Raw genomic sequence first — 20,626 nt, forward strand, 5'->3', positions numbered from 1 at the left:
GAAAAGGAATCAAAAAGCAATTTATCAGCTCATACCCATGTAGGTATTTTTGGAATCAAAAAATACGCACTTACAATCGAAGTAAGTGCGCATCTTTTTCTTATTGGAATGCTTCTGTTAATGTTGGGACAATTTGTTTTTTACGTGATACTACACCTTTTAGCTCAATTTGATTATTCGCTAAAATTGTACCGAATGCTTCAGCTGAACGTGTTGCTAATTGACCTGCTGGTACTGCAACTGAATCATTGTTTAAAATATCTGTTACAACGAAGAAGAATAAATCTAATCCTTTTTCTGCAACTTCTTTATTTAATAATAATTCAAGTTCTGCTTGGCGACTTAATACATCATTCACGTCTACAGCATTTACTTGTGCAATGATGACTTTGTTTGAACCCATTTCGAATTCTTTTGCATCAAGTGATAATAAATCTTCTAGTGATTTATCTGATAAGTCTGCACCTGCTTTTAACATTGCTAGACCATATTCTTCTAAGCTTACACCTGCTTTAGCAGCTAATTCTGTTGCTGCTTTTACATCTTGTGGTGTGCAAGTTGGTGATTTTAATAATAATGTATCTGATACGATTGCAGATAACATTAAACCAGCATAGTTTGCAGGAACTTCTACGTCGTTCTCTTTGAACATTTTGTTTAAAATCGTTGCTGTACAACCAACTGGCTCTGCACGATAGTAAAGTGGGTTCGCTGTTTCAAAGTTTGCAATACGGTGATGATCGATTACTTCGCTAATTGTTACATCTTGAATATCTTCAGCAGATTGTTGGAATTCATTGTGGTCTACTAAGATCACTTCTGCTGCTTCAGGTGCAACTTTTTCAACAAGGCGTGGTGCATCAAAACCGAATTTTTCTAAAGCGAATGCTGTTTCATTGTTTACTTCGCCTAAACGTACTGCTTCTGCGTCTACACCTAGTTGTTGTTTTAAGTAAGCATAAACTAATGCAGATGTAATTGTATCTGTATCTGGATTTTTATGCCCGAAAACTAAAATTTTGCTCATATTCTAAATTCCTCCTAAAGAAATGTACTTACTTATTAATCCTATGTATTTTACCATATTTATAAATGAAAAAAAATGAAATGAAACCTTGAAAATAAAAATTCATCTACGCACTATTTTACCTTTAAACATTTTATTAACCGTTATTTTTTAACAATTTTTTGTCTGTTATATTATATATAGTTCAATTAGCATCTAATAAATAGTTATATATGATATTATTTTGATATAAACGAAATGAAAAAAGAGGTCGAACTATGGAACATGCAATCGAAAAGAAATACATTCCTTTAGCCAACTATTTTCATGTATTAAAAGAACCGGTGATTCAACTTTCTTTTTCTGAAATAGAAACGATTATTGGACAAAAGTTGCCAAATGCAGCTTATTTAAATAGAAGCTGGTGGACAAAAACAAAACCACCTTTACACCATTTTTTAGCGTGGACAGAAAAGAACTACTTCGTTTCAAAAGTACAGCTTGGTTTTTATGTACAATTTGAACGTTCTGCTCAACAAGTACAACAAAACAAAACAACAAATGACGCAACATGCACATATATTATTCGCCAAGCTGAGCTAAATGATGTACGCAATTTAACGCGTTTTATGCATCGCTTAAAAGAAGTAGAGCCGATGAATCACTATGATTTCTTACAAGCTCCTGATACTTTATCCGCTTTACGTAAAAGAATTTCGCATTGGAATGTTAAAAATGCCGGACAATTTTTTGTGGCAGTTGTTGATGGACATATTCGTGGTGTTGCACAAGTCTGGCGACATATCTCACAAGGATTCCAACATCGTGCGATGACATCGCTTCAACTCATGCCCGAATATCAAAAAGCAGAAATCGCGCATGACTTACTTTGTGCAGCAGAAGAATGGGCAAAAAAACAAGGAATTGAACGATTAGATGCATCTGTATTAGATGGTAATCATCATACACTGACGTATTATAAAAGTAGACACTTTGAAGTTGAGGGTACAAGGTTACATGCAATTCACGTGAATGGACAATTTTATGATGAAATTTTCTTAGGTAAAATGTTAACACAACCACCTACATATACAGATGCCACAAAAGAAGAAGTTTACGTATAAAATAAAGTAGCGAATGGGCTGAAAAACCACTCGCTACTTCTATTATTTGCATATTAAATATTCTGTTGTAAATCGTTCATAAGCATCTAGATTTACATCATATCCAATACCTGCTTTTTCAGGTAAATGAATAACACCCTTCTCTACAACAACTTCAGGAATAATCAAATCTTCTTCGAAATAATGGCTAGAACCGGAAGTATCCGCTGGTAATGTGAAATCGGTTAATGTTGCAATGGCGACACTATGCGCACGCCCAATACCTGCTTCTAGCATACCGCCACCCCACATCTTAATACCCGCTTTACTCGCTTCTTCATGAATTAATCTAGCTTCTTCAATACCACCAACACGCGCAATTTTAATATTAAAGATTCGCCCTGCATTGAGGGCAATAGCTGTTTTTGCATCTTTCAAACTACAAATGCTCTCATCTAAACAAATCGGTGTTTTTAATTCTTTTTGTAACGTCGCATGCTCTATTAAATCGTCTGCTCCAAGTGGTTGCTCAATCATCAATAGATTATAGGCATCAAGTTCTTTTAATAAAGGAAGATCTTCTAATGTGTAGGCTGAATTCGCATCAACCATAAGCGGTACATCTGGATAGCGCGCACGAATTGTTTTAACTACTTCGACGTCGTTACCTGGTTTAATTTTCACTTTAATTCGTTTCGCGCCATTTTGTAATGCCTGCTCTATTTTTTCATATAGTTGCTCGCTTGTCGGTTGTAATCCAATACTTACACCTACTTCGACTTCATTTCGGATACCGCCAATTACCTGATAAAGTGGTTTATTCATTCGCTTGGCATAGACATCCCAAATCGCTGTTTCAATAGCTGCCTTTGCCATTGGATTACGGCGATAAATCGATAAAAGTTCACGTACTTCACTGGGGTGCTGAAAATCTACATGGAGTAATCTCGGTATATAAAAATCTCGCAACATATGCCAACAGCTTTCGACTGTTTCTTCTGTGTACCACGGAATTTCAAAGGCATCCCCCTCACCGTAACCACAGAAACCTTTTTCATCATAAGCCTCTACTATAATAAATACTTTATCTTGTACCGTACCAAAGCTTGTCGTAAAAGGATGCTTCATTCGCATTTTCATTTTTCGTAAAACAAATTTTTCAATTTTCATGTTCGTTTATCACCCTAACACTGGTGCGGATTGCTTTCTTGCCTGCTCTAATCCTGTCATAACAGCGCGTGATAGAATATTTACACCGACAATTAATTGGTCATGATTAAATGTCATATGTGGATGATGAAGTCCTGGTACTAATCCACAACCAAGACCAAGCATAGCCGCTTTAATATGAGGACGACGTTTTGTATAGAAATGGAAGTCCTCTCCTCCTGGTGTGATGATTTCTTCACCTAAATGATCTTCACCTACTGCTTCAATAATCGACTTTTTCAAAATATCTCTCGCTTCGTCACTTACTTCTGCAGCAGCGATATCTAATAACACTTTTTGTTCGATATGTGCTCCGTACATTTCTGATACGGCACGAATACTTCGGCTAATCCCTTCACCTAGCTGTTCCATTGCAGCATTTGTTTGCGCACGTGCATCCATCGTTAAAATGGCTTTACCTGGAATAACATTCCCAGCCTCACCACCTGCTTGGAAGCGTGTCACTTTAACAGACCAAGGAATTGTTGTATCCACATGAATTGACTTCAAAGCGTCTACTAAACTACTACCAATCTCAATCGCATTTTTTCCAAGATGAGGACGAGCAGCATGTGCCTCTTCACCATAAATTTCACATGATACTTGGCGTGACGCACCATGATGAAGTGCTGGACTAAATTCACCATCTTTTAATTCTTGGATTGGGCGAACATGTACACCGAATAAATAATCCACATCATCCATTAGCCCTGTATCAATAACCGATAACGCCCCTTGCCCTTTTTCTTCCGCAGGTTGGAAGATGACGCGAATTGTACCGCCTTCGTCCATTGAAAACTGATTTTTATCAATTAATTCTTGAATAAATAAACAAGCACCAATAGCCATTGTCATATGTCCATCATGCCCACATGAATGATTCGCACGGAATTCGCCGTTTACTTCTTGCCATAGCGCATCCATGTCTGTTCTTAGAGCGACAACCGGACTGCCACTACCAAATTCAGCATATAAACCTGGAATACGTTCAAAAAGATGTACTTTAAATCCATGACTTTCTAGTAAATTTGCAATATATTTGGTTGTACTTATTTCGCTCCAACTTTTTTCTGGATTCTCATGCAAATGTAAAAATACTTCGTCTAGTGTTGGCTTTAATGTCTTTAACAAGTCACTATTCATTTTAATCCCCATCCTTTTCTACTTACATACATTATATAATCAATCGGTCCGTTATAATGAAACTAAATGAATTTTTAAGGAGTTCGTTCTCATGCAAAAAACAATACAAGAAATTTTAGAGTTCCGAAAAGAGCGCGGTTGGCATCTTAATCAAGATGCACGTGCTTTAGCTATCTCAATCTCACTTGAGGCAAATGAATTATTAGAGCCTTTTCAATGGAAGACAGGTGAAGGCACCACCAAGCAATTAAAGAAGAACTAGCTGATGTATTCATTTACTTAGTTGCTCTCGCTGATCACATGGATATTGATTTACAACAGACTGTTTCTGAAAAACTAGCCAAAAATCTCAATAAATATCCAGTAGCCGAAAAATAATGTGTTTAACTTATTAATATTATGATAATGGAATATTTCAATAATTAACATCATAAACACTTTATTTTTATTAAAATAAAAAAAGTGTAGTGATTTTTAAATGCATCACTACACTTCTTTATTAATCAATTTCCATCTGTTTCGTTTCTTTTCCTAGGAAGATAATCGCGATAATGGCAATGACAATCGCAATCGTGAAAATTGTAAAAATACTACTAATATCAATACTTCTCGCTGTTAACACCCCAACTAATAGCGGTCCGAAAATCCCACCTAAACGACCTACAGAAGCAGCCATACCTGATCCTGTACCACGAATAATGGTTGGGTAATTTTCAGGCGTATAAGCGTACAATGCACCCCATGCTCCTAAATTGAAGAAAGATAGGAACATACCTGATACTAGTAGCATCGCTGTCGTATCTGCAAAACCGAATGTTAAAGCGCTTACTGCTGTGCCAAGTAAGTAAAGTGATAACACAAATTTACGCCCTACTTTTTCAATAATCCAAGCTGCTGTAAAATAACCTGGTAATTGTGCAAGTGTCATAATCAGTACATATTCAAATGATTGAATCATGCTGAATCCTTTCATAACCATAACACTTGGTAGCCATAAGAACATACCGTAATAAGAGAAGACCACCATAAACCAAACAATCCATAGCATGAGTGTACTCTTTGCATATTCTTTCTTCCAAACAGACTGTATATTTTTCCAAATAGATTGTCTTTTGGATTTATTCGCCTCATATTTTGGTGAATCAGGTAAACTAATACGTAAGTAAATGGCATAGAATGCTGGAATCGCTGTTAAGATTAATGCCACGCGCCATCCGTATGTTGGAATGACAAAATAAGAAATAATCGCTGCCAGTAGCCAGCCACCTGCCCAGAAGCTCTCTAAAAGAACGACTACACGGCCACGCTCTTTTGGTGCAACACTTTCAGAAACCAATGTTGAAGCTACTGGTAATTCTCCACCGAGCCCCATTCCTACGAAGAAGCGTAGTACCATAAAAGCTGCTAGCGTTGTTGTAGCAGCTGATAGACCACTTGCTACTGAGAAAATAACGAGCGTCCACATAAATACAGCTTTTCGTCCAAAACGATCTGCCATTAAACCAAATACGAGCGCACCAACAGCCATACCAATCGAGTTAATACTACCAATCCAGCCCATCTCTGTCGGTGTTAAATTCCACTCCACTGCTAAAGCTGCAATAACGAACGATAGAATTCCTACGTCCAATGCGTCAAAGAGCCAGCCAACTCCTGCAATTGCTAATAGTTTATTTCGTGTAATCGGCTTCTTTTTGCCTTTTGTTATTGTTGTCACGTAAAACCCTCCAACTGTCTTGTCACTAGAATATACATAACTATACCCTTTTTCATTTATTGTGACAATCCCTTTACAAATTCAAATTGTTCCGAAAATTTCTAAAGAACTATAGATATAAATGCAAAAATAAGTTAAAATGTCTTTTATAGAAAAACAGTTGTCTTTTTAAGATGAACAACTGTAATTGAAGAACGTACAAAAAAGGAGCGCATTTATATGTGGAAAGGCTTAATTGAACAATACAAAGAATATTTACCCGTAACTGACAAAACACCAGCATTAACTTTACATGAAGGGAATACACCTTTAATCCGTTTAAACGCATTATCAGAAGAATTAGGAATCGATCTTCACGTAAAATATGAAGGATTAAATCCAACAGGTTCATTTAAAGACCGCGGTATGGTAATGGCTGTAGCAAAGGCTGTAGAAGATGGTAGTAAGTGCGTCATCTGTGCTTCAACAGGAAACACATCAGCGGCAGCAGCAGCATATGCAGCACGCGCTGGTATTCAATCACTTGTTGTAATTCCAAAAGGGAAAGTAGCAGCTGGTAAGTTAGCACAAGCTTATATGTACGGTGCAAAAATTATCGAAATCGACGGTAACTTTGATGAAGCATTACAAGCAGTACGTGATATTTCTGAAACAACAGACGTAGCACTTGTAAACTCTGTAAATCCTTATCGTTTAGAAGGTCAAAAAACAGCTGCTTTTGAAATTTGCGACCAATTAGGTGACGCACCTGATATTTTGGCAATTCCTGTAGGTAACGCAGGGAACATTAGCGCTTACTGGAAAGGCTTTAAAGAATATAACGAGAAAAAAGGGACAACACTTCCAAAAATGTTCGGTTTTGAAGCTGAAGGTGCTGCAGCGATTGTACAAGGCGCACCAATTGCAAAACCTGAAACAATTGCAACAGCGATTCGTATAGGTAACCCTGCAAGCTGGAAATTAGCTGAAGCAGCACGCGATGAATCACATGGTAAAATCGGTGCTGTAACAGACGAAGAAATTTTAAATGCATACCGTTTAATCGCTGCAAAAGAAGGTATTTTTGCTGAGCCAGGTTCAGCTGCTTCTTTAGCAGGTGTGATTCAATCGGTTGCAAATGGTTCAATTCCAAAAGGCAGTAAAGTCGTAGCCATCTTAACAGGTAACGGTTTAAAAGATCCTGATACTGCTGTTTCTGCTTCAACAATTAGCATGGTTTCTTTACCAAATAACGAAGAAAAAATCCGCGAATACATCGAGGGTGTTCTATGAGTAAAATGTGGTCCATCTCCGTTCCTGGAAGTACGGCAAATCTTGGACCGGGATTTGATTCGGTTGGACTCGCATTAGGTCTTTACTTAAAACTAGACGTTACATTACAAGATGAATGGCAGTTTGTGCATCATTCATCTCATTTACCAGTTGAAATTATCGTGGAAGATCACCTTGTTTATCAAGTGGCGCAACAAGTAGCTCAAAAATTCAATGTACAACTACCTGCTTGCAAAGTTGAAATGTATAGTGAATTACCACTCGCACGTGGTTTAGGCAGTAGCGCTTCTGCGATTGTTGCTGCAATCGAACTTGTAAATGTCGTATGTAACTTACAATTAGATGAACAAGCAAAATGTGCATTATCTTCTGAGATTGAGGGTCACCCAGATAACGCTGCTGCTTCTGTATGTGGTGGATTAGTTGTCGGGGCGACATTACCAAATGGTGCGTTACACTTAGTCAATGAGAAACAAGTAGACGCTGCTTTCGCTGTCTTTATTCCAAATGTCGAATTAAAAACAGCCGAGGCTCGTAAAGTGCTTCCTGCTACATATGAAAAAGGATATGCTGTACACGCAAGTGCATATAGTAACCTACTTGTCGCAGCTCTTTTAAAACAAGACTACGCATTAGCAGGGAAATTTATGGAAGCAGATTTATTCCATGAACCGTTCCGCGCTCATTTAATTCCAAACTACGAAACAATTCGTACATTAGCACGCGATCACGGAGCATTCGGTACTTCTATTAGTGGTGCAGGTCCTACGATGATTTCATTAATTGACTCGTCTAAAGTAGATGCATTCGTTGAAAAGATGCAACAGTACTTACCTGACTATACAATCAAAGCAGCACATGTTGACACACAAGGTGTGCAAGTGACTGTTCAAAACAGATAGATAAAATGATTCATTATAAAAAGGTAGGAGTCATATAAAATGGCTTCTACCTTTTATTTTGTTCTATGTTTTTTATAGTTGTGTAAAATGATATAAATGTTCACTCACAAATGCTTCAAATTGTTTCGCGACTTGTGGAATGTAACGACCTTTCATCGTCGCAATCCCAATTCGACGCTCGCAAACTACATCGGTTACATGCAGCCTTTTAATTTGATAGCCATCAATTCTCTGTAAATCAGGCAACAAGCCCACTCCAAAACCTGCTTCTACAAAACTTGCGACCGTATGAAATTCTTCACCTTCAAATACGATATTAGGAGAAATACCAACCTGTTCAAAAACATGATTCTGAATTTGTCGCAAGGAGTTTCCTTCCTTAATCGTCACAAAAGAATCTTCTGCTAAATCTTGTAATCGAATCGTTTCTTGTTTGGCAAAACGGTGGTGTAGAGGGACAATCACATATACTTCTTCTCGCCACAGTTCACGCCAATCAATTGGAATATCTGTTTCTAAATGGGGAATTAGACAAAGATCACATAGACCTTTATTTAAGTCTTGTACAAGCGGTAGCGAGTTCCTTTGAACAAATTCAAACTCCGTCTCCGGATACTCTTTTTGAAATGCTTGAACAGCTCTTGAGACTAATCTCGTTCCCATCGAGTGTGTAAAACCAATCGCAACTGTGCCGGAATTCGGTGCAACCAAATCACGTATTTCCTGTTTAGCTTCGTCTAATATTTGAGTGATTGGTTCGGTTCTTTCTAAAAATAGAGCGCCATAACGATTCAAACGGATTGCACGCCCTACTCGTTCAAATAGCGGTGCCCCTACTTCATGTTCAAGTTGTGAAATTGCCTTACTGAGCGCTGGTTGCGATATATTCAAAACATCTGCTGCACGCGTCATATGTTCTAAACGTGCAACCGTCTGAAAATACTTTAACTGTTGTAAGTCCATATCCCCCACCCCTTCCATTCATAACCAAATCGAATGAATTCAATCAATATAATAGATTGTTATTATGAATTGTAACTCATTATAATAAAAAGAAACAACAATTTCGGAGGTTGCTATCGTGGAATACATTGAAAAAGGATCACGCGCTTTTCGTTTTACCACATTCGCTTTATTTGCGGGTGCTTTTAGTACGTACGCCAATCTTTACATGACGCAACCTGTTCTTCCCATGATTGCTGATACATTTAATATCTCACCAGCAACAGCCCCTCTCTCGCTCTCTTTAACAACTGTTGCACTTGCTATTTGTATGTTAATTGTCGGCTCTGTTTCTGAAGCATGGGGACGAAAAAATTTAATGACTTTCTCAATGATAGCTGTAGCCATTTTATCAATCGCAATTGCCTTTGCTCCTTCCTTTGGCGCACTACTCACATTACGCATTATCCAAGGTGCTGTGTTCGCTGGTCTCCCTGCAATCGCCATGGCTTATTTAGGAGAAGAAATTGAGCCGAAAAGTCTAGGCATTGCGATGGGTCTCTATGTAAGCGGAAGCTCAATTGGTGGACTTGCAGGACGCGTTATGATGGGGGCTGTCAGTGATGTCTATGACTGGCATATCGCTATGCTCTCCATCGGTGTTTTAAGTTTAATTTTGGCTGTTGCATTCTATCTTTTACTACCAAAGTCAAAATATTTTGTTCCTGCAAAATTAGCCTTTAAACCTTTAGCATATTCTATGTTCGAACATCTAAAAGATCCAGGTCTACTTCTGTTATTTAGTCTTGGTTTTGTTTTAATGGGTTCATTCGTAACGCTCTATAATTATATTAGCTTTTTACTAATCGCTCCTCCCTATAACCTAAGTCAGACACTTGTTGGTAGTATCTTCGTTGTCTATTTAGTGGGAACATTCAGTTCTACATGGATGGGAAAATTAGCAGATCGACATGGTCAATTCGCGATGATTTTACTAGCGATTCTACTCATGTTAAGTGGTGCTGTTTTAACTCTTTTCAGTAGTCTACTCATTATTTTAATTGGTATTGCATTATTCACATTCGGCTTTTTCGGTGGACATGCGATTGCAAGTAGCTGGGTGAGTGCGCGTGCTTCACATGATAAGGCGCAAGCTTCATCTCTTTATTTATTCTTTTATTACGTCGGTTCCAGTGTCGGTGGAACAATTGGCGGCTTCTTCTGGCTATCATTCGGTTGGTTCGGCGTTGTTTGTTTCATAAGTGGTATTTTAATACTTGGTGTCGGATTAACATTCGCCTTACACAAATACATTCTATTTGAACAACGCGAAAAGCGTGTAGCTCTAAAACGATTATCACATAAAAAAAGCACATAAAGAAAAGGTGAATCGCTCTCTTAAACGATTCACCTTTTTTCTACTTTTCAAGTTGTTTAAATACTCGTTTTCGACGCTCATACCATAGTAAAGCAAGTGCGAATACCGTATATCCAAGAGCCCATCCACTCACTACATCTGATAAATAATGTCGAGACTCGGCAACACGTGATAGACCGATGCAAAGCGCAATAACAGTCGCAATACTCATTGCGATAACTTTTGTCTTCTTCGTTTGATATTCTGTCGTAATATAAGCAACTGTTAACAGATAAAGCAACCCTGTCATCGCATGTCCTGAAGGAAAACTAAAACTTGTCAATTGTTCTAAAATGTATGGTCGATCTCGTTTAATAAGACCTTTCACAAATAAATTCACGAGATTGCCACCTGCAATCGTAATTAATACAAAAATCATACCACGAAAGTTTTGTTCTTTAATCCATAGCCAGATTAGCAAGAGAACCGCGACGATAACAACAAATATCGGTTCACCAATATAGTGGAACGGAATTAAAAACTCATTCCCCTTTAATAAATGACTTCCCCACTCATCAAAGTCATATACCCAAACTGATTTTAAATTAAATGCGAAAATAAGGAATACAATAAATGTGAGAATTCCTAAAATATATTTCACCAAAAAACACTTCCTTTTCTTTTCTCGTTACTATTTAACCACCTTTTATTCCAAAATATATTTTTCAGATTATTCTTTACATTATACTGGAGGAAAAGGAGGAATTCATTATGCATTATCATACGATTATTATCGGTGCAGGTTCCATGGGAATGCCGACAAGTTACTTTTCTGCAAAAAATGGTCACAAAACGTTACTAATTGATACATATGAACCACCTCATACATTTGGAACACATCATGGAGATACACGTATTATTCGTTATGCCTATGGCGAGGGAGCTCAATATGTACCTCTTGCGCTTCGTGCTGCTACATTATTTAAAGAAGCTGAACATCTCACAAAAAGAAAACTTTTAGAAGAAGTTGGTGTTTTGAATATTGGTAAAGAAGATACCGATTTCATGCAAAATGTATTTAAAAGTGCTGAACGTTTTCAATTACCAATCGAGAAACTTTCGACAAGTGACATCGAAAAGAGATGGACAGGTATACATTTAGTACACAATGAAATTGGGGCTTACGAGCCGAATGCTGGGTTTTTACATGTAGAGGAATGTATTCGTGCCTATAAAGACTTGGCGGCTCAAGAAGGCGCTGTATTTGCTTTTAACGAAAAGGTCGTATCCATTACAGAAGGAGATGGGCATGTAGAAGTTAAAACGAATAAAAGTTGCTATACCGCAGACTATCTCATTGTAACGGCAGGTGCTTTCGTAAAAGAATTGATGTCTTCTATTCATTTACCCCTTCCTGTCACAATTTTGCGCAAAACTTTTGCATGGTACGATTCAGATGAACGATTTTCAGAACAAAACTTTCCTTGCTTTAGTTTTGAATTAGAAAATGCAACTTACTATGGATTTCCAAGTGTAAATGGTACAGGGCTTAAAATTGGGCGACATGATGGAGGCGTCGTCATCGATCCAAATAAAGACAGAGACGACTTTAACCTTTCAGACCAAGAAGAATTAGATGAATTCTTACATGAATACATGCCAAGTATTCAAAATTTAAAGTTCGGTAAAACTTGTATGTATGATATGACACCGGATGAAGACTTCATTATTGACTATTTCCCAGGAAATGACCGAATTGTTTTAGCGAGTGGCTTTAGTGGACATGGCTTTAAATTCGCGAGCGCTATTGGAGAATTACTTGTGGATATGACGAATAAAAAAGATGTAAACTTTGACTTATCTCTCTTCTCTTTAGAGAGATTTAAAAATTCATAATAAAAAGGGTAATCGCTTTGAATCGCGATTACCCTTTTCTCATCATTATTATTTTAATGCTGCTGAAGCATCTGTTACCATTTGTGATACTGATTCGATACCGCCACCTGCTAAGTACCAAGTTTCAGCATTTAGGTAAACAATTTTACCGTTTTTATAAGCATTTGTTTTCTTAATTAATTCGTTCTCTAAATCTTTTTTAACTGAAGATTTTTCGCCGATTGCTGAATCACGGTCGATTACGAATAATACATCTGGATTTTTCTCATAAACGTATTCTGAAGTAACTGTTTGACCATGTGTTGATACTTCAATTTTCTTATCTGTTTGACCAAAGCCGAATACATCATGGATTAAACCGAAACGAGAACCTGCACCGTATGCACTTAAGCTACCTTGTGTGCCTAAAACGATTAATGCTTTTTCATTTGCTTTTGTTGCTTTTTCATTTAATTCTTTGATTTGATCATCAATTTTAGCTAATTCTGTTTTTACAGCGTCTTCTTTATTGAAGATTTTACCTGCTAATTCAGTGTTCGCTTTAAAAGAATCCATGTATTTTGTTGTATCAATACCTACATATACAGTTGGAGCGATTTCGTTGAATTCTTTGAATTGAGAAGCTTGACGACCTGAAATGAAGATAACATCTGGATTTAATTCAGCGATTTTTTCGAAATCAGGCTCTTTTAAACCACCCAAATTTGCATATTTTGAATCTTTATATTGTTTTAAGTAAGCAGGGATATTTTGCTGTGGTACACCTACTACGCGATCTGATAAGCCTAAAGCATCTAATGTATCTAAGTAACCCATATCAAATACAACAACTTTTTTAGGATCTTTTGGTACGTTTACAGTTTCTTTTACTGTATTTGTTGATTTACCATCTTCACTTGTTACACCGAAGTTATTTTCGATTTTAATTGTATCATCATTTGAAGCTGCGTTTGATTTTTCATCCTTTGTTGAAGAACCACATGCTGCTAAAGCTAATACTAAACACATTAATACGGCTGCGAATGCCCATTTTTTCATGATTAAAAATCTCCTTTTATTTTGAATTAAAGTACACACAAATACGACAATCATTCATTTCTTGAATTGGAATGTCCATATCATAAATTTCTTTCAATGAAGCGGTGTTAATAATATCTTCTGTTGGACCATCTTTAACGATTTGTCCATCTTTTAAAGCAACAATGCGATCTGAATAAACGGATGCAAAGTTAATATCATGTAAAACAATAATAACTGTTTTACCAAGTTCATCGACTAACTTACGAAGGATTTTCATAATTTGAACAGAATGTTTCATATCTAAATTATTAAGAGGTTCATCTAATAGCACATATTCTGTATCTTGTGCAATGACCATCGCGATAAAAGCACGTTGGCGCTGACCACCTGATAACTCGTCTAAAAATGAATGCTGCATATCTTCTAAGTTCATATAAGCAATCGCTTTGTCTACCATTTCCTCATCCTCTTGATTCAAGCGACCGCGCGAATAAGGAAATCTACCGAAGGCAACAAGTTCACGAATGGTTAATCGAACATTCATGAAGTTCGATTGCTTTAAAATCGAAACACGTTTTGCAAATTCATTTGATTTAAATGATTTTACATCTGAAGCATCTAACAATACTTCACCAGAATCGGCATTCATCAAGCGACTCACCATTGAAAGTAATGTCGATTTACCTGCACCATTTGGTCCGATAAAAGATGTGATTTTTCCCGGCTGGATATCAACCGTTACCGCATCAACTACCTTTTTCTTACCGAACATTTTTGAAATATCTTTTACTGAGATCATGATGCACGACTTCCTTTCAATAATAAGTAGATAAAGTAAATACCACCGACAAAGTTAATAATGACACTTAACGTTGTCGAGAATGTAAAGATTCTTTCTACAATAAACTGACCACCAATTAAAGCAAATAAGCTGAAGAGGATCGCCCCTGTGATTAATACAGAGTGTTTATATGTATGGAAGAATTGATACGATAAGTTGGCAACAATCAAACCAAAGAATGTAATTGGACCAACAAGAGCTGTCGATGTAGCAATTAAGATTGCTGATAGAACTAGCATTGTTTTCACAACGCCATCGTAATTCACACCTAAGTTACGAGCATGGTCACGACCAAGAGAAAGTACATCGAGCTCACCCATCTTCGTCCAACCATATGCAATCGTTAGTACAACAATTACAAGTGATAGCCAAACTAAGTTTTGATTGACGTTGTTGAAGCTCGCAAACATCTTATCTTGTACATTCATAAATTCATTTGGATCAATTAGTACTTGAAGGAATGTTGATAGACTTCCGAGTAAAGTCCCAATGATAATCCCAACAAGTAATAAGAAGTAAATAGGCTGCCCTTCTTTTCTAAACATAAAGCGGTAAAGTATTAATGCGAATGCAATCATACCAATCATCGAGATAAAGAAGTTCAATGTTTGATTTAATACGAAGATACTTGCTGAACCGAATAAGAAAATAATGACGGTTTGCAGCAACATGTACATCGAATCGAGTCCCATAATACTTGGTGTTAAAATACGATTATGTGTAATCGTCTGGAATGTAACGGTTGCATATGCAATTGCTACACCTGTAATCGCCATCGCTAAAACTTTGATTAAGCGACGTGGAAATGCATAATGATAACTGCCATTTAAGTTATAAAACACATATAAAGCTGCTGAGATTAATACTAAAACGGCAAGAATCGTAAGTTTTAATTTATTGTTGCGCATATGCTCGCCCCCTCATTAATAGATAAAGGAAGATGGCACTACCGATAACGCCTACCATGAGACTGATTGAGATTTCATATGGATAGATGAGCACTCGACCTAAAATGTCACAAATGAGTAGGAAAATCGCGCCTAGTAAAGCAGTATGCGGCAATGTTTTCGCTAAGTTATCGCCTTTGAAAATCGAGACGATATTTGGAATGATTAATCCAACGAATGGAATCACACCAACTGTTAATACAACAGATGTTGAAATAAGTGCCACTAACACTAAACCAAAGTTTACAATACGTTTGTATTTAATCCCTAAGTTTTTAGCAAAGTCTTCTCCCATTCCTGCAACTGTAAAACGGTTGGCATAAAAATAGGCAATGATGAGAATCGGAACACTTATGTAAAGAAGTTCATAACGACCTTTCAGAATCGTTGAGAAATCCCCTTGTAGCCAAGTTGATAAGTTTTGAATAATATTCATCTTATACGCAAAGAATGTCGTAATTGAGTTTAGAACATTACCAAACATCATCCCGATTAAAGGAATAAAAATGGCGTCTTTAAATTTGATTCGATTTAAAATTTGCATGAATAATAGCGTGCCGGCTAGCGCGAATACAAAAGCAACGACCATTCTCTCAAGTAGGGTTGCATTCACAAAAATCATCATGGATACTAAAATACCAAGTTTGGTTGCATCGAGCGTACCAGCAGTAGTTGGTGATACGAACTTATTACGGCTCAAGCTTTGCATGATTAAACCTGCAATACTCATCCCTACACCTGCTAAGATGATCGCTACAAGTCTTGGTACACGACTAATCAAAAAGATTTGTGTCTCTTCTGAACCGAAGTCCAGTAAGTCCATTGGTGATATGCGACTCACTCCTACAAATAATGAAAGAAGTGATAACAATATAAGCGCTATAAAAAGATATCTTTTCTTCATTGTAATCCCCAATGTCGTTATTTATTTGAGTAGATGAAATGATAATGACTATCATTTACTCACTCATACATTATAGCATGTTGATAATCATTTTCAATGACTAAATGATAAGTATTATCAGTTAATCCGTTTACAAATGATATATTCATACGATAAAAACCACTGTAAATCCTTATAATATAAGGATTCTTCAATACTATAATTTATTTCCTTTTACAGTAAAATTACATGAAAAGACACACTTTCGACACATTTAAATTGTGTACAATCAAAAAAGGAACCGTACCACTTGGATACGATTCCTTTTATATAGAAAGAACTTATTTAATTGAGCCCATCTTACGTGAAATCCATGGACTTAACATTAACATAATTAAGAATAGAACAATGGCTGCTCCACCTAAGAAACCGAAGTATTGTACTTCAGATACTTTATCAAACACTTTTGCAAATTGTGCATTTAATGCTTGTGCTGCTGTACTTGTTAAGAACCATAATGCCATTGTTTGTGCAGCAAAGGCTTCTGGTGCTAATTTAGTTGTTGCTGATAAACCAACAGGTGACATTAATAATTCACCGAATACAACTAATAAGAATGATGCAACTAACCAGAATGGACTTACTAATGTTTGACCATCAGATAGAACAGCTGGAATGATCATAATTAAGAATGATGCACCTGCAAAGAATAATGAGAATGAGAATTTGATTGGTGTCGATGGTTGACGTTTACCTAATTTCACCCATAATGCTGCAAAAATTGGTGCAAAAATAATGATGAATAGCGGGTTCAATGATTGGAACCAAGCTGGTGCAATCTCAAATGAACCAATTGTCAAATCGGTACGACCTTCTGCATAACGCGCTAAAATTGTTGAGCCTTGCTCTTGAATAATCCAGAACATAACACCCGTAATGAATAAAGGAATATATGCAAGTAAGTGCGATTTTTCTTCTGCTTTTGTTTTCTTCGATGTAAACATCCAAATGAATACAGTGATTGGTGCTAATAAACCAACTACTGTGAAGAAGTTTACAGCATTACTAATTGAAATCCAGCCAAAGAATCCAGCAATCGCTAATAAAATTGCGGCAACAACTAAGAAAATAATTGAGTTTTTAATTAGTTTCGCACGTTCTTCTTCGTTTAATGGGTTTGTCGGTTTTGCTCCAGCCATACCCAAGTTTTTCTTCTCTGTAATTTTATACATAACAAGACCTAAGAACATACCGATTGCAGCAATACTAAAACCTGCATGATAGTTATAGTTCTTTTGAACAGCCCCTACTACTAGTGGCGCTAAAAATGAGCCTAAGTTAATACCCATATAGAAAATACTGAAACCAGCGTCACGACGGTTGTCGCCTGGCTCGTAAATGTCACCTACAACTGATGATACGTTTGGTTTTAATAGACCTGTACCTAAAATAATAAATACCATTGAGATGAATAATAATGTAATACCGCCTGGTAATGCTAAACAGATATGACCAAGCATAATCAGTACCCCACCCCAGAAGATGGTTCTACGTGATCCTAAAATACGGTCGGCAACCCAACCACCGATGATACCAGACATGTAAACCAATGAACCATAGATTGACATGATTGATGTAGCGGTTGTTTTATCAATACCTAAACCGCCATTTGCTACTGTATCGTACATGAAGTAAAGTAAGATGGCCCTCATACCATAGTAAGAGAAGCGCTCCCAAAACTCTGTAAAGAACAGTGTGAACAGACCTTTCGGATGACCGAAGAAGCCTTTTTGTGGAACTGACTTCGCAATTCGCTCTTTTGTTTCCATATAAACTCCTACTTTCAATTTCTTAAATAGTCAAATAATTTAATCAATATCTTTTTTTGAAAAGAGTATGTCCATTATACACACACAAAAATAACTTGTCAAAATTTAGAAAATTCTCATTTTTCAATAAAAAAAGACTTAATTTTTACGTTAAAAACGCTTTATTAACAACAAACGTCATAAAATTTAAGTCTTTTCTTGTATTTCCATCATATACACTTTTTTCTATCTGTCCTCTCTAAAAATACACATGCATATAAAAAAAGCGTTCCATAGAGGAAATATACCCCACTATAGAACGCTTCTAACTTTATTCTGTTATGATGAATGGCTTTAGTTTCGGTTCATGTTCTAAACGAACTTCCACTTTTAAATGCGTACCATCCTCTTCATAAGCTGTTTCTTTAATGCTCGCCTTTTCATTTAAAAATGAAACTAAATCGCCGCGATCATATGGAATACATACGCGAAGTGTGACATAGTCTGAGAAAACTTCTGAACGAATCATACCGATTAATTCATCTAGTCCTTTACCATCACGAGCCGATAACCAAATGCGATTCTGATTCACATATGGATACGTAATTTCTGTACAATCTGCTTTATTATAAACATAGATAGTTGGTACACCCTCTACGCCAACTGCTTGTAATGTTTTATTCGTTACTTCCATCATATATTCATGATCTTCATTCGAGACATCCACTACATGTAATAGTAAATCTGCATCGCGTGCTTCTTCAAGTGTCGAGCGAAATGCTTTTACCAGATGGTGAGGGAGTTTACTAACAAAACCAACTGTATCCGTAAGTAAAAACTTTTTACGATCCTCTAATTCAATTTGACGTACTGAAGTCTCTAGCGTCGCAAACAGCATATCTTTTTCAAATACTTGCTTGTGTTCTTCATCACTCGTACGCGCCAATAGTTGATTCATAATCGTTGATTTCCCTGCATTTGTATAACCGACAAGTGATACAACAGGAATATTATTTTTACGGCGTTGTTTACGCTGTGTTTCACGTTGTTCTTTTACAACTTCCAAATCGCGACGAAGTTTTGTAATTTGCTCCTCGATTTTACGACGATCAAGCTCTAACTTCGTTTCACCAGCACCGCGGTTCGCAAAACCACCGCCAGTCGCACCACCTTGACGTGATAATGAGTTATACATACCGACTAGACGTGGTAGCATATATTGTAACTGTGCAATCTCAACTTGCATCTGTGCCTCTTTTGTTTTCGCTCGACGCGCAAAAATATCTAGAATTAGCATCGTACGATCAATGACTTTACAATCTAAGTCTTTTTCTAAATTACGAATTTGTGCTGGTGACAATTCGTCATCGAAAATAACTAAGTTAGCGTCCATTGCTTCATATAAACTACGTACTTCATCAATTTTCCCCGTACCAACGTAATGCGAAGCTGTCACACGCTCTAAATTTTGTGTAATGACACCAACTACTTCTACATTTAATGCCTCTGCTAAATTCGCCAATTCTTCCATTGAATATTCAAAGTGTGGATCGTGACGTAAATTCACACCCACTAATATCGCTTTTTCTATAATTTGATCCAAAAAACTTCCTCCTTCATCTACTATACGGGCAAATTACATCTACCCTTTTTTGACAAAATAAAAAAAGGACAGAGCAAACATACGCTTACTCCCTCCTTTTAAATTGATGACTAATCGAATAGAAGACGTAATTCGCCGTATATGATGTATTTAATTGCATACTGCATCATTCAATCGAATACGAATTACCATTTCGAAAAGCCTCCCGTCCTAAAAAGTTAATTTCATCCTATCATACTGCTATTCAATTGTCCAAGCCTTCACAACTTCAATCGTATGTAGGCGTTCTTTTTCATCTGCTGATTCCACAAACTCAAAAATTGCATTATCAAGTCGTAATGTATGATCCTTTGTTGGCAATGATAATAGACGAGCCCATTGCGTTAGTTTTTGTTCAACATCATGTACATGGAAGATACATTTTTTAATCGTTAATTCTTCGTTATCTGGTTTTAACGTACCATCTTCACGCAACGTTTCAAGACGTTCTTCCATTCCTTGCTCCCATTCAATGAAGAATGGATATGGTAACGCATTCCCCACTTTTTGATCAATGAAAAGCATTTTCCAACGACGAATTTCTCCGCTCGCTGTTTTACGTTCAGATGGCAATACTCCACTTGTTTTATAGCCCATCTTTTTAAAGTAGCGATCCATCTTCTCTAAATTCTCAGAACGTAAACAAATTGAAGCAAATCCTTCACGTCCATCTACATCAAATAGTAATTGTTCAATTAACGGATGACGACTTTCTTTTGCTTTAGTTTCATTTTCGACTGATAACCATTCAATGTAACTCGACTTCGTATAAAATAACGCATTATGTGTTCCCCATTGTAAGTGTTGTCCACCCACAACAGGATGAATGCCTGATATCAATTCATTCGCTGCTACTTCTTCAGGACTTTTCTTCGTAAAATAAACGACATGATCTAATTCAAACATACAAGCACCCCTTATTTTTAAAAAGACCGTAG

Annotated in this window: 20 protein-coding genes; 7 read left to right on the plus strand and 13 right to left on the minus strand. The window is 36.7% G+C overall.

Translation table 11 applies throughout. The features are described from left to right. Positions 1–100 precede the first annotated feature (100 nt). The gene (locus MHB75_RS11175; protein ID WP_141274024.1) at positions 101–1,027 is read right to left on the minus strand and encodes a manganese-dependent inorganic pyrophosphatase; all 927 of its coding nucleotides are present in this window, start codon (positions 1,025–1,027) and stop codon (positions 101–103) included. A gap of 257 nt (positions 1,028–1,284) precedes the next feature. On the opposite strand from MHB75_RS11175, the gene MHB75_RS11180 reads away from it, so the two are divergent. Continuing rightward, on the plus strand, positions 1,285–2,130 hold the full coding sequence (locus tag MHB75_RS11180) for a GNAT family N-acetyltransferase (protein ID WP_340997734.1): 846 nt from the start codon (positions 1,285–1,287) through the stop codon (positions 2,128–2,130). Positions 2,131–2,172: 42 nt separating this feature from the next. Here the strand turns inward: MHB75_RS11180 and menC are convergent, their stop codons facing one another. Continuing rightward, a complete protein-coding gene (menC, locus tag MHB75_RS11185; protein WP_340997736.1) occupies positions 2,173–3,279 on the minus strand; it encodes an o-succinylbenzoate synthase in 1,107 nt (368 codons plus the stop codon). Between the two features lie 9 nt (positions 3,280–3,288). After that, the gene (locus MHB75_RS11190; RefSeq protein ID WP_340997739.1) at positions 3,289–4,461 is read right to left on the minus strand and encodes a M20 peptidase aminoacylase family protein; all 1,173 of its coding nucleotides are present in this window, start codon (positions 4,459–4,461) and stop codon (positions 3,289–3,291) included. Positions 4,462–4,552: 91 nt separating this feature from the next. Between MHB75_RS11190 and MHB75_RS15120 the strand changes: the two genes are divergently transcribed. Together MHB75_RS15120 and MHB75_RS15125 are read left to right on the plus strand one after the other, a co-directional pair. Continuing rightward, on the plus strand, positions 4,553–4,723 hold the full coding sequence (locus MHB75_RS15120) for a hypothetical protein (protein WP_445667005.1): 171 nt from the start codon (positions 4,553–4,555) through the stop codon (positions 4,721–4,723). A gap of 11 nt (positions 4,724–4,734) precedes the next feature. After that, positions 4,735–4,839 (plus strand): hypothetical protein, encoded by a 105-nt coding sequence (locus MHB75_RS15125; protein WP_445667023.1) that lies wholly within the window; start codon positions 4,735–4,737, stop codon positions 4,837–4,839. Between the two features lie 121 nt (positions 4,840–4,960). Here MHB75_RS15125 and MHB75_RS11200 read toward each other — a convergent pair whose 3' ends face one another. After that, positions 4,961–6,178: an MFS transporter gene (locus MHB75_RS11200; RefSeq protein WP_141274019.1), complete on the minus strand. Its 1,218-nt coding sequence runs from the start codon at positions 6,176–6,178 to the stop codon at positions 4,961–4,963. A gap of 219 nt (positions 6,179–6,397) precedes the next feature. Here MHB75_RS11200 and thrC point away from each other — a divergent pair, with 219 nt between their 5' ends. Next, positions 6,398–7,450 (plus strand): threonine synthase, encoded by a 1,053-nt coding sequence (gene thrC, locus MHB75_RS11205; RefSeq protein WP_340997742.1) that lies wholly within the window; start codon positions 6,398–6,400, stop codon positions 7,448–7,450. Continuing rightward, entirely contained in the window at positions 7,447–8,352 is a 906-nt protein-coding gene (thrB, locus tag MHB75_RS11210; RefSeq protein WP_340997745.1) for a homoserine kinase, read from the plus strand. Before thrC ends, thrB begins: the two co-directional genes overlap by 4 nt. Before the next feature lie 72 nt (positions 8,353–8,424). On the opposite strand, the gene MHB75_RS11215 is transcribed toward thrB, so the two are convergent. Then, entirely contained in the window at positions 8,425–9,315 is an 891-nt protein-coding gene (locus MHB75_RS11215) for a LysR family transcriptional regulator (RefSeq protein ID WP_170214751.1), read from the minus strand. A gap of 118 nt (positions 9,316–9,433) precedes the next feature. Between MHB75_RS11215 and MHB75_RS11220 the strand changes: the two genes are divergently transcribed. Next, complete coding sequence (locus MHB75_RS11220; RefSeq protein ID WP_340997749.1) at positions 9,434–10,672, plus strand: MFS transporter; 1,239 nt, start codon at positions 9,434–9,436, stop codon at positions 10,670–10,672. A gap of 40 nt (positions 10,673–10,712) precedes the next feature. Here the strand turns inward: MHB75_RS11220 and MHB75_RS11225 are convergent, their stop codons facing one another. Next, the gene (locus tag MHB75_RS11225) at positions 10,713–11,312 is read right to left on the minus strand and encodes a phosphatase PAP2 family protein (protein WP_340997751.1); all 600 of its coding nucleotides are present in this window, start codon (positions 11,310–11,312) and stop codon (positions 10,713–10,715) included. Positions 11,313–11,422: 110 nt separating this feature from the next. On the opposite strand from MHB75_RS11225, the gene solA reads away from it, so the two are divergent. Then, complete coding sequence (solA, locus tag MHB75_RS11230) at positions 11,423–12,547, plus strand: N-methyl-L-tryptophan oxidase (protein WP_340997753.1); 1,125 nt, start codon at positions 11,423–11,425, stop codon at positions 12,545–12,547. Between the two features lie 48 nt (positions 12,548–12,595). Here solA and MHB75_RS11235 read toward each other — a convergent pair whose 3' ends face one another. The 7 genes from MHB75_RS11235 to MHB75_RS11265 all read right to left on the minus strand — a co-directional run bounded on the left by MHB75_RS11235 (position 12,596) and on the right by MHB75_RS11265 (position 20,594). Beyond that, the gene (locus tag MHB75_RS11235; RefSeq protein WP_340997754.1) at positions 12,596–13,585 is read right to left on the minus strand and encodes a siderophore ABC transporter substrate-binding protein; all 990 of its coding nucleotides are present in this window, start codon (positions 13,583–13,585) and stop codon (positions 12,596–12,598) included. Between the two features lie 16 nt (positions 13,586–13,601). Next, complete coding sequence (locus MHB75_RS11240) at positions 13,602–14,366, minus strand: iron ABC transporter ATP-binding protein (protein ID WP_340997756.1); 765 nt, start codon at positions 14,364–14,366, stop codon at positions 13,602–13,604. Next, positions 14,363–15,316, minus strand: a complete 954-nt coding sequence (locus tag MHB75_RS11245) for an iron chelate uptake ABC transporter family permease subunit (RefSeq protein ID WP_068450491.1) — start codon at positions 15,314–15,316, stop codon at positions 14,363–14,365. Before MHB75_RS11245 ends, MHB75_RS11240 begins: the two co-directional genes overlap by 4 nt. After that, positions 15,303–16,259, minus strand: coding sequence for an ABC transporter permease (locus MHB75_RS11250; protein WP_340997758.1), 957 nt, complete (start codon positions 16,257–16,259; stop codon positions 15,303–15,305). The genes MHB75_RS11245 and MHB75_RS11250 overlap by 14 nt, the downstream gene beginning before the upstream one ends. Before the next feature lie 320 nt (positions 16,260–16,579). Continuing rightward, the gene (locus tag MHB75_RS11255) at positions 16,580–18,067 is read right to left on the minus strand and encodes a peptide MFS transporter (protein ID WP_340997760.1); all 1,488 of its coding nucleotides are present in this window, start codon (positions 18,065–18,067) and stop codon (positions 16,580–16,582) included. 310 nt (positions 18,068–18,377) lie between these two features. Beyond that, entirely contained in the window at positions 18,378–19,649 is a 1,272-nt protein-coding gene (gene hflX, locus MHB75_RS11260; protein WP_068450483.1) for a GTPase HflX, read from the minus strand. Positions 19,650–19,889: 240 nt separating this feature from the next. Next, the gene (locus MHB75_RS11265; RefSeq protein WP_340997763.1) at positions 19,890–20,594 is read right to left on the minus strand and encodes a VOC family protein; all 705 of its coding nucleotides are present in this window, start codon (positions 20,592–20,594) and stop codon (positions 19,890–19,892) included. Between the last annotated feature and the right edge of the window lie 32 nt (positions 20,595–20,626).

This window comes from Kurthia sp. FSL E2-0154 (assembly GCF_038003625.1).
Classification (GTDB): domain Bacteria; phylum Bacillota; class Bacilli; order Bacillales_A; family Planococcaceae; genus Kurthia; species Kurthia gibsonii.

Coding starts and splice junctions, on each gene's coding strand:
- MHB75_RS11175 (WP_141274024.1), bottom strand. CDS start 1,027: ATGAGCAAAATTTTAGTTTTCGGGCATAAAAATCCAGATACAGATACA.
- MHB75_RS11180 (WP_340997734.1), top strand. CDS start 1,285: ATGGAACATGCAATCGAAAAGAAATACATTCCTTTAGCCAACTATTTT.
- menC (WP_340997736.1), bottom strand. CDS start 3,279: ATGAAAATTGAAAAATTTGTTTTACGAAAAATGAAAATGCGAATGAAG.
- MHB75_RS11190 (WP_340997739.1), bottom strand. CDS start 4,461: ATGAATAGTGACTTGTTAAAGACATTAAAGCCAACACTAGACGAAGTA.
- MHB75_RS15120 (WP_445667005.1), top strand. CDS start 4,553: ATGCAAAAAACAATACAAGAAATTTTAGAGTTCCGAAAAGAGCGCGGT.
- thrC (WP_340997742.1), top strand. CDS start 6,398: ATGTGGAAAGGCTTAATTGAACAATACAAAGAATATTTACCCGTAACT.
- thrB (WP_340997745.1), top strand. CDS start 7,447: ATGAGTAAAATGTGGTCCATCTCCGTTCCTGGAAGTACGGCAAATCTT.
- MHB75_RS11215 (WP_170214751.1), bottom strand. CDS start 9,315: ATGGACTTACAACAGTTAAAGTATTTTCAGACGGTTGCACGTTTAGAA.
- solA (WP_340997753.1), top strand. CDS start 11,423: ATGCATTATCATACGATTATTATCGGTGCAGGTTCCATGGGAATGCCG.
- MHB75_RS11235 (WP_340997754.1), bottom strand. CDS start 13,585: ATGAAAAAATGGGCATTCGCAGCCGTATTAATGTGTTTAGTATTAGCT.
- MHB75_RS11240 (WP_340997756.1), bottom strand. CDS start 14,366: ATGATCTCAGTAAAAGATATTTCAAAAATGTTCGGTAAGAAAAAGGTA.
- MHB75_RS11245 (WP_068450491.1), bottom strand. CDS start 15,316: ATGCGCAACAATAAATTAAAACTTACGATTCTTGCCGTTTTAGTATTA.
- MHB75_RS11250 (WP_340997758.1), bottom strand. CDS start 16,259: ATGAAGAAAAGATATCTTTTTATAGCGCTTATATTGTTATCACTTCTT.
- MHB75_RS11255 (WP_340997760.1), bottom strand. CDS start 18,067: ATGGAAACAAAAGAGCGAATTGCGAAGTCAGTTCCACAAAAAGGCTTC.
- MHB75_RS11265 (WP_340997763.1), bottom strand. CDS start 20,594: ATGTTTGAATTAGATCATGTCGTTTATTTTACGAAGAAAAGTCCTGAA.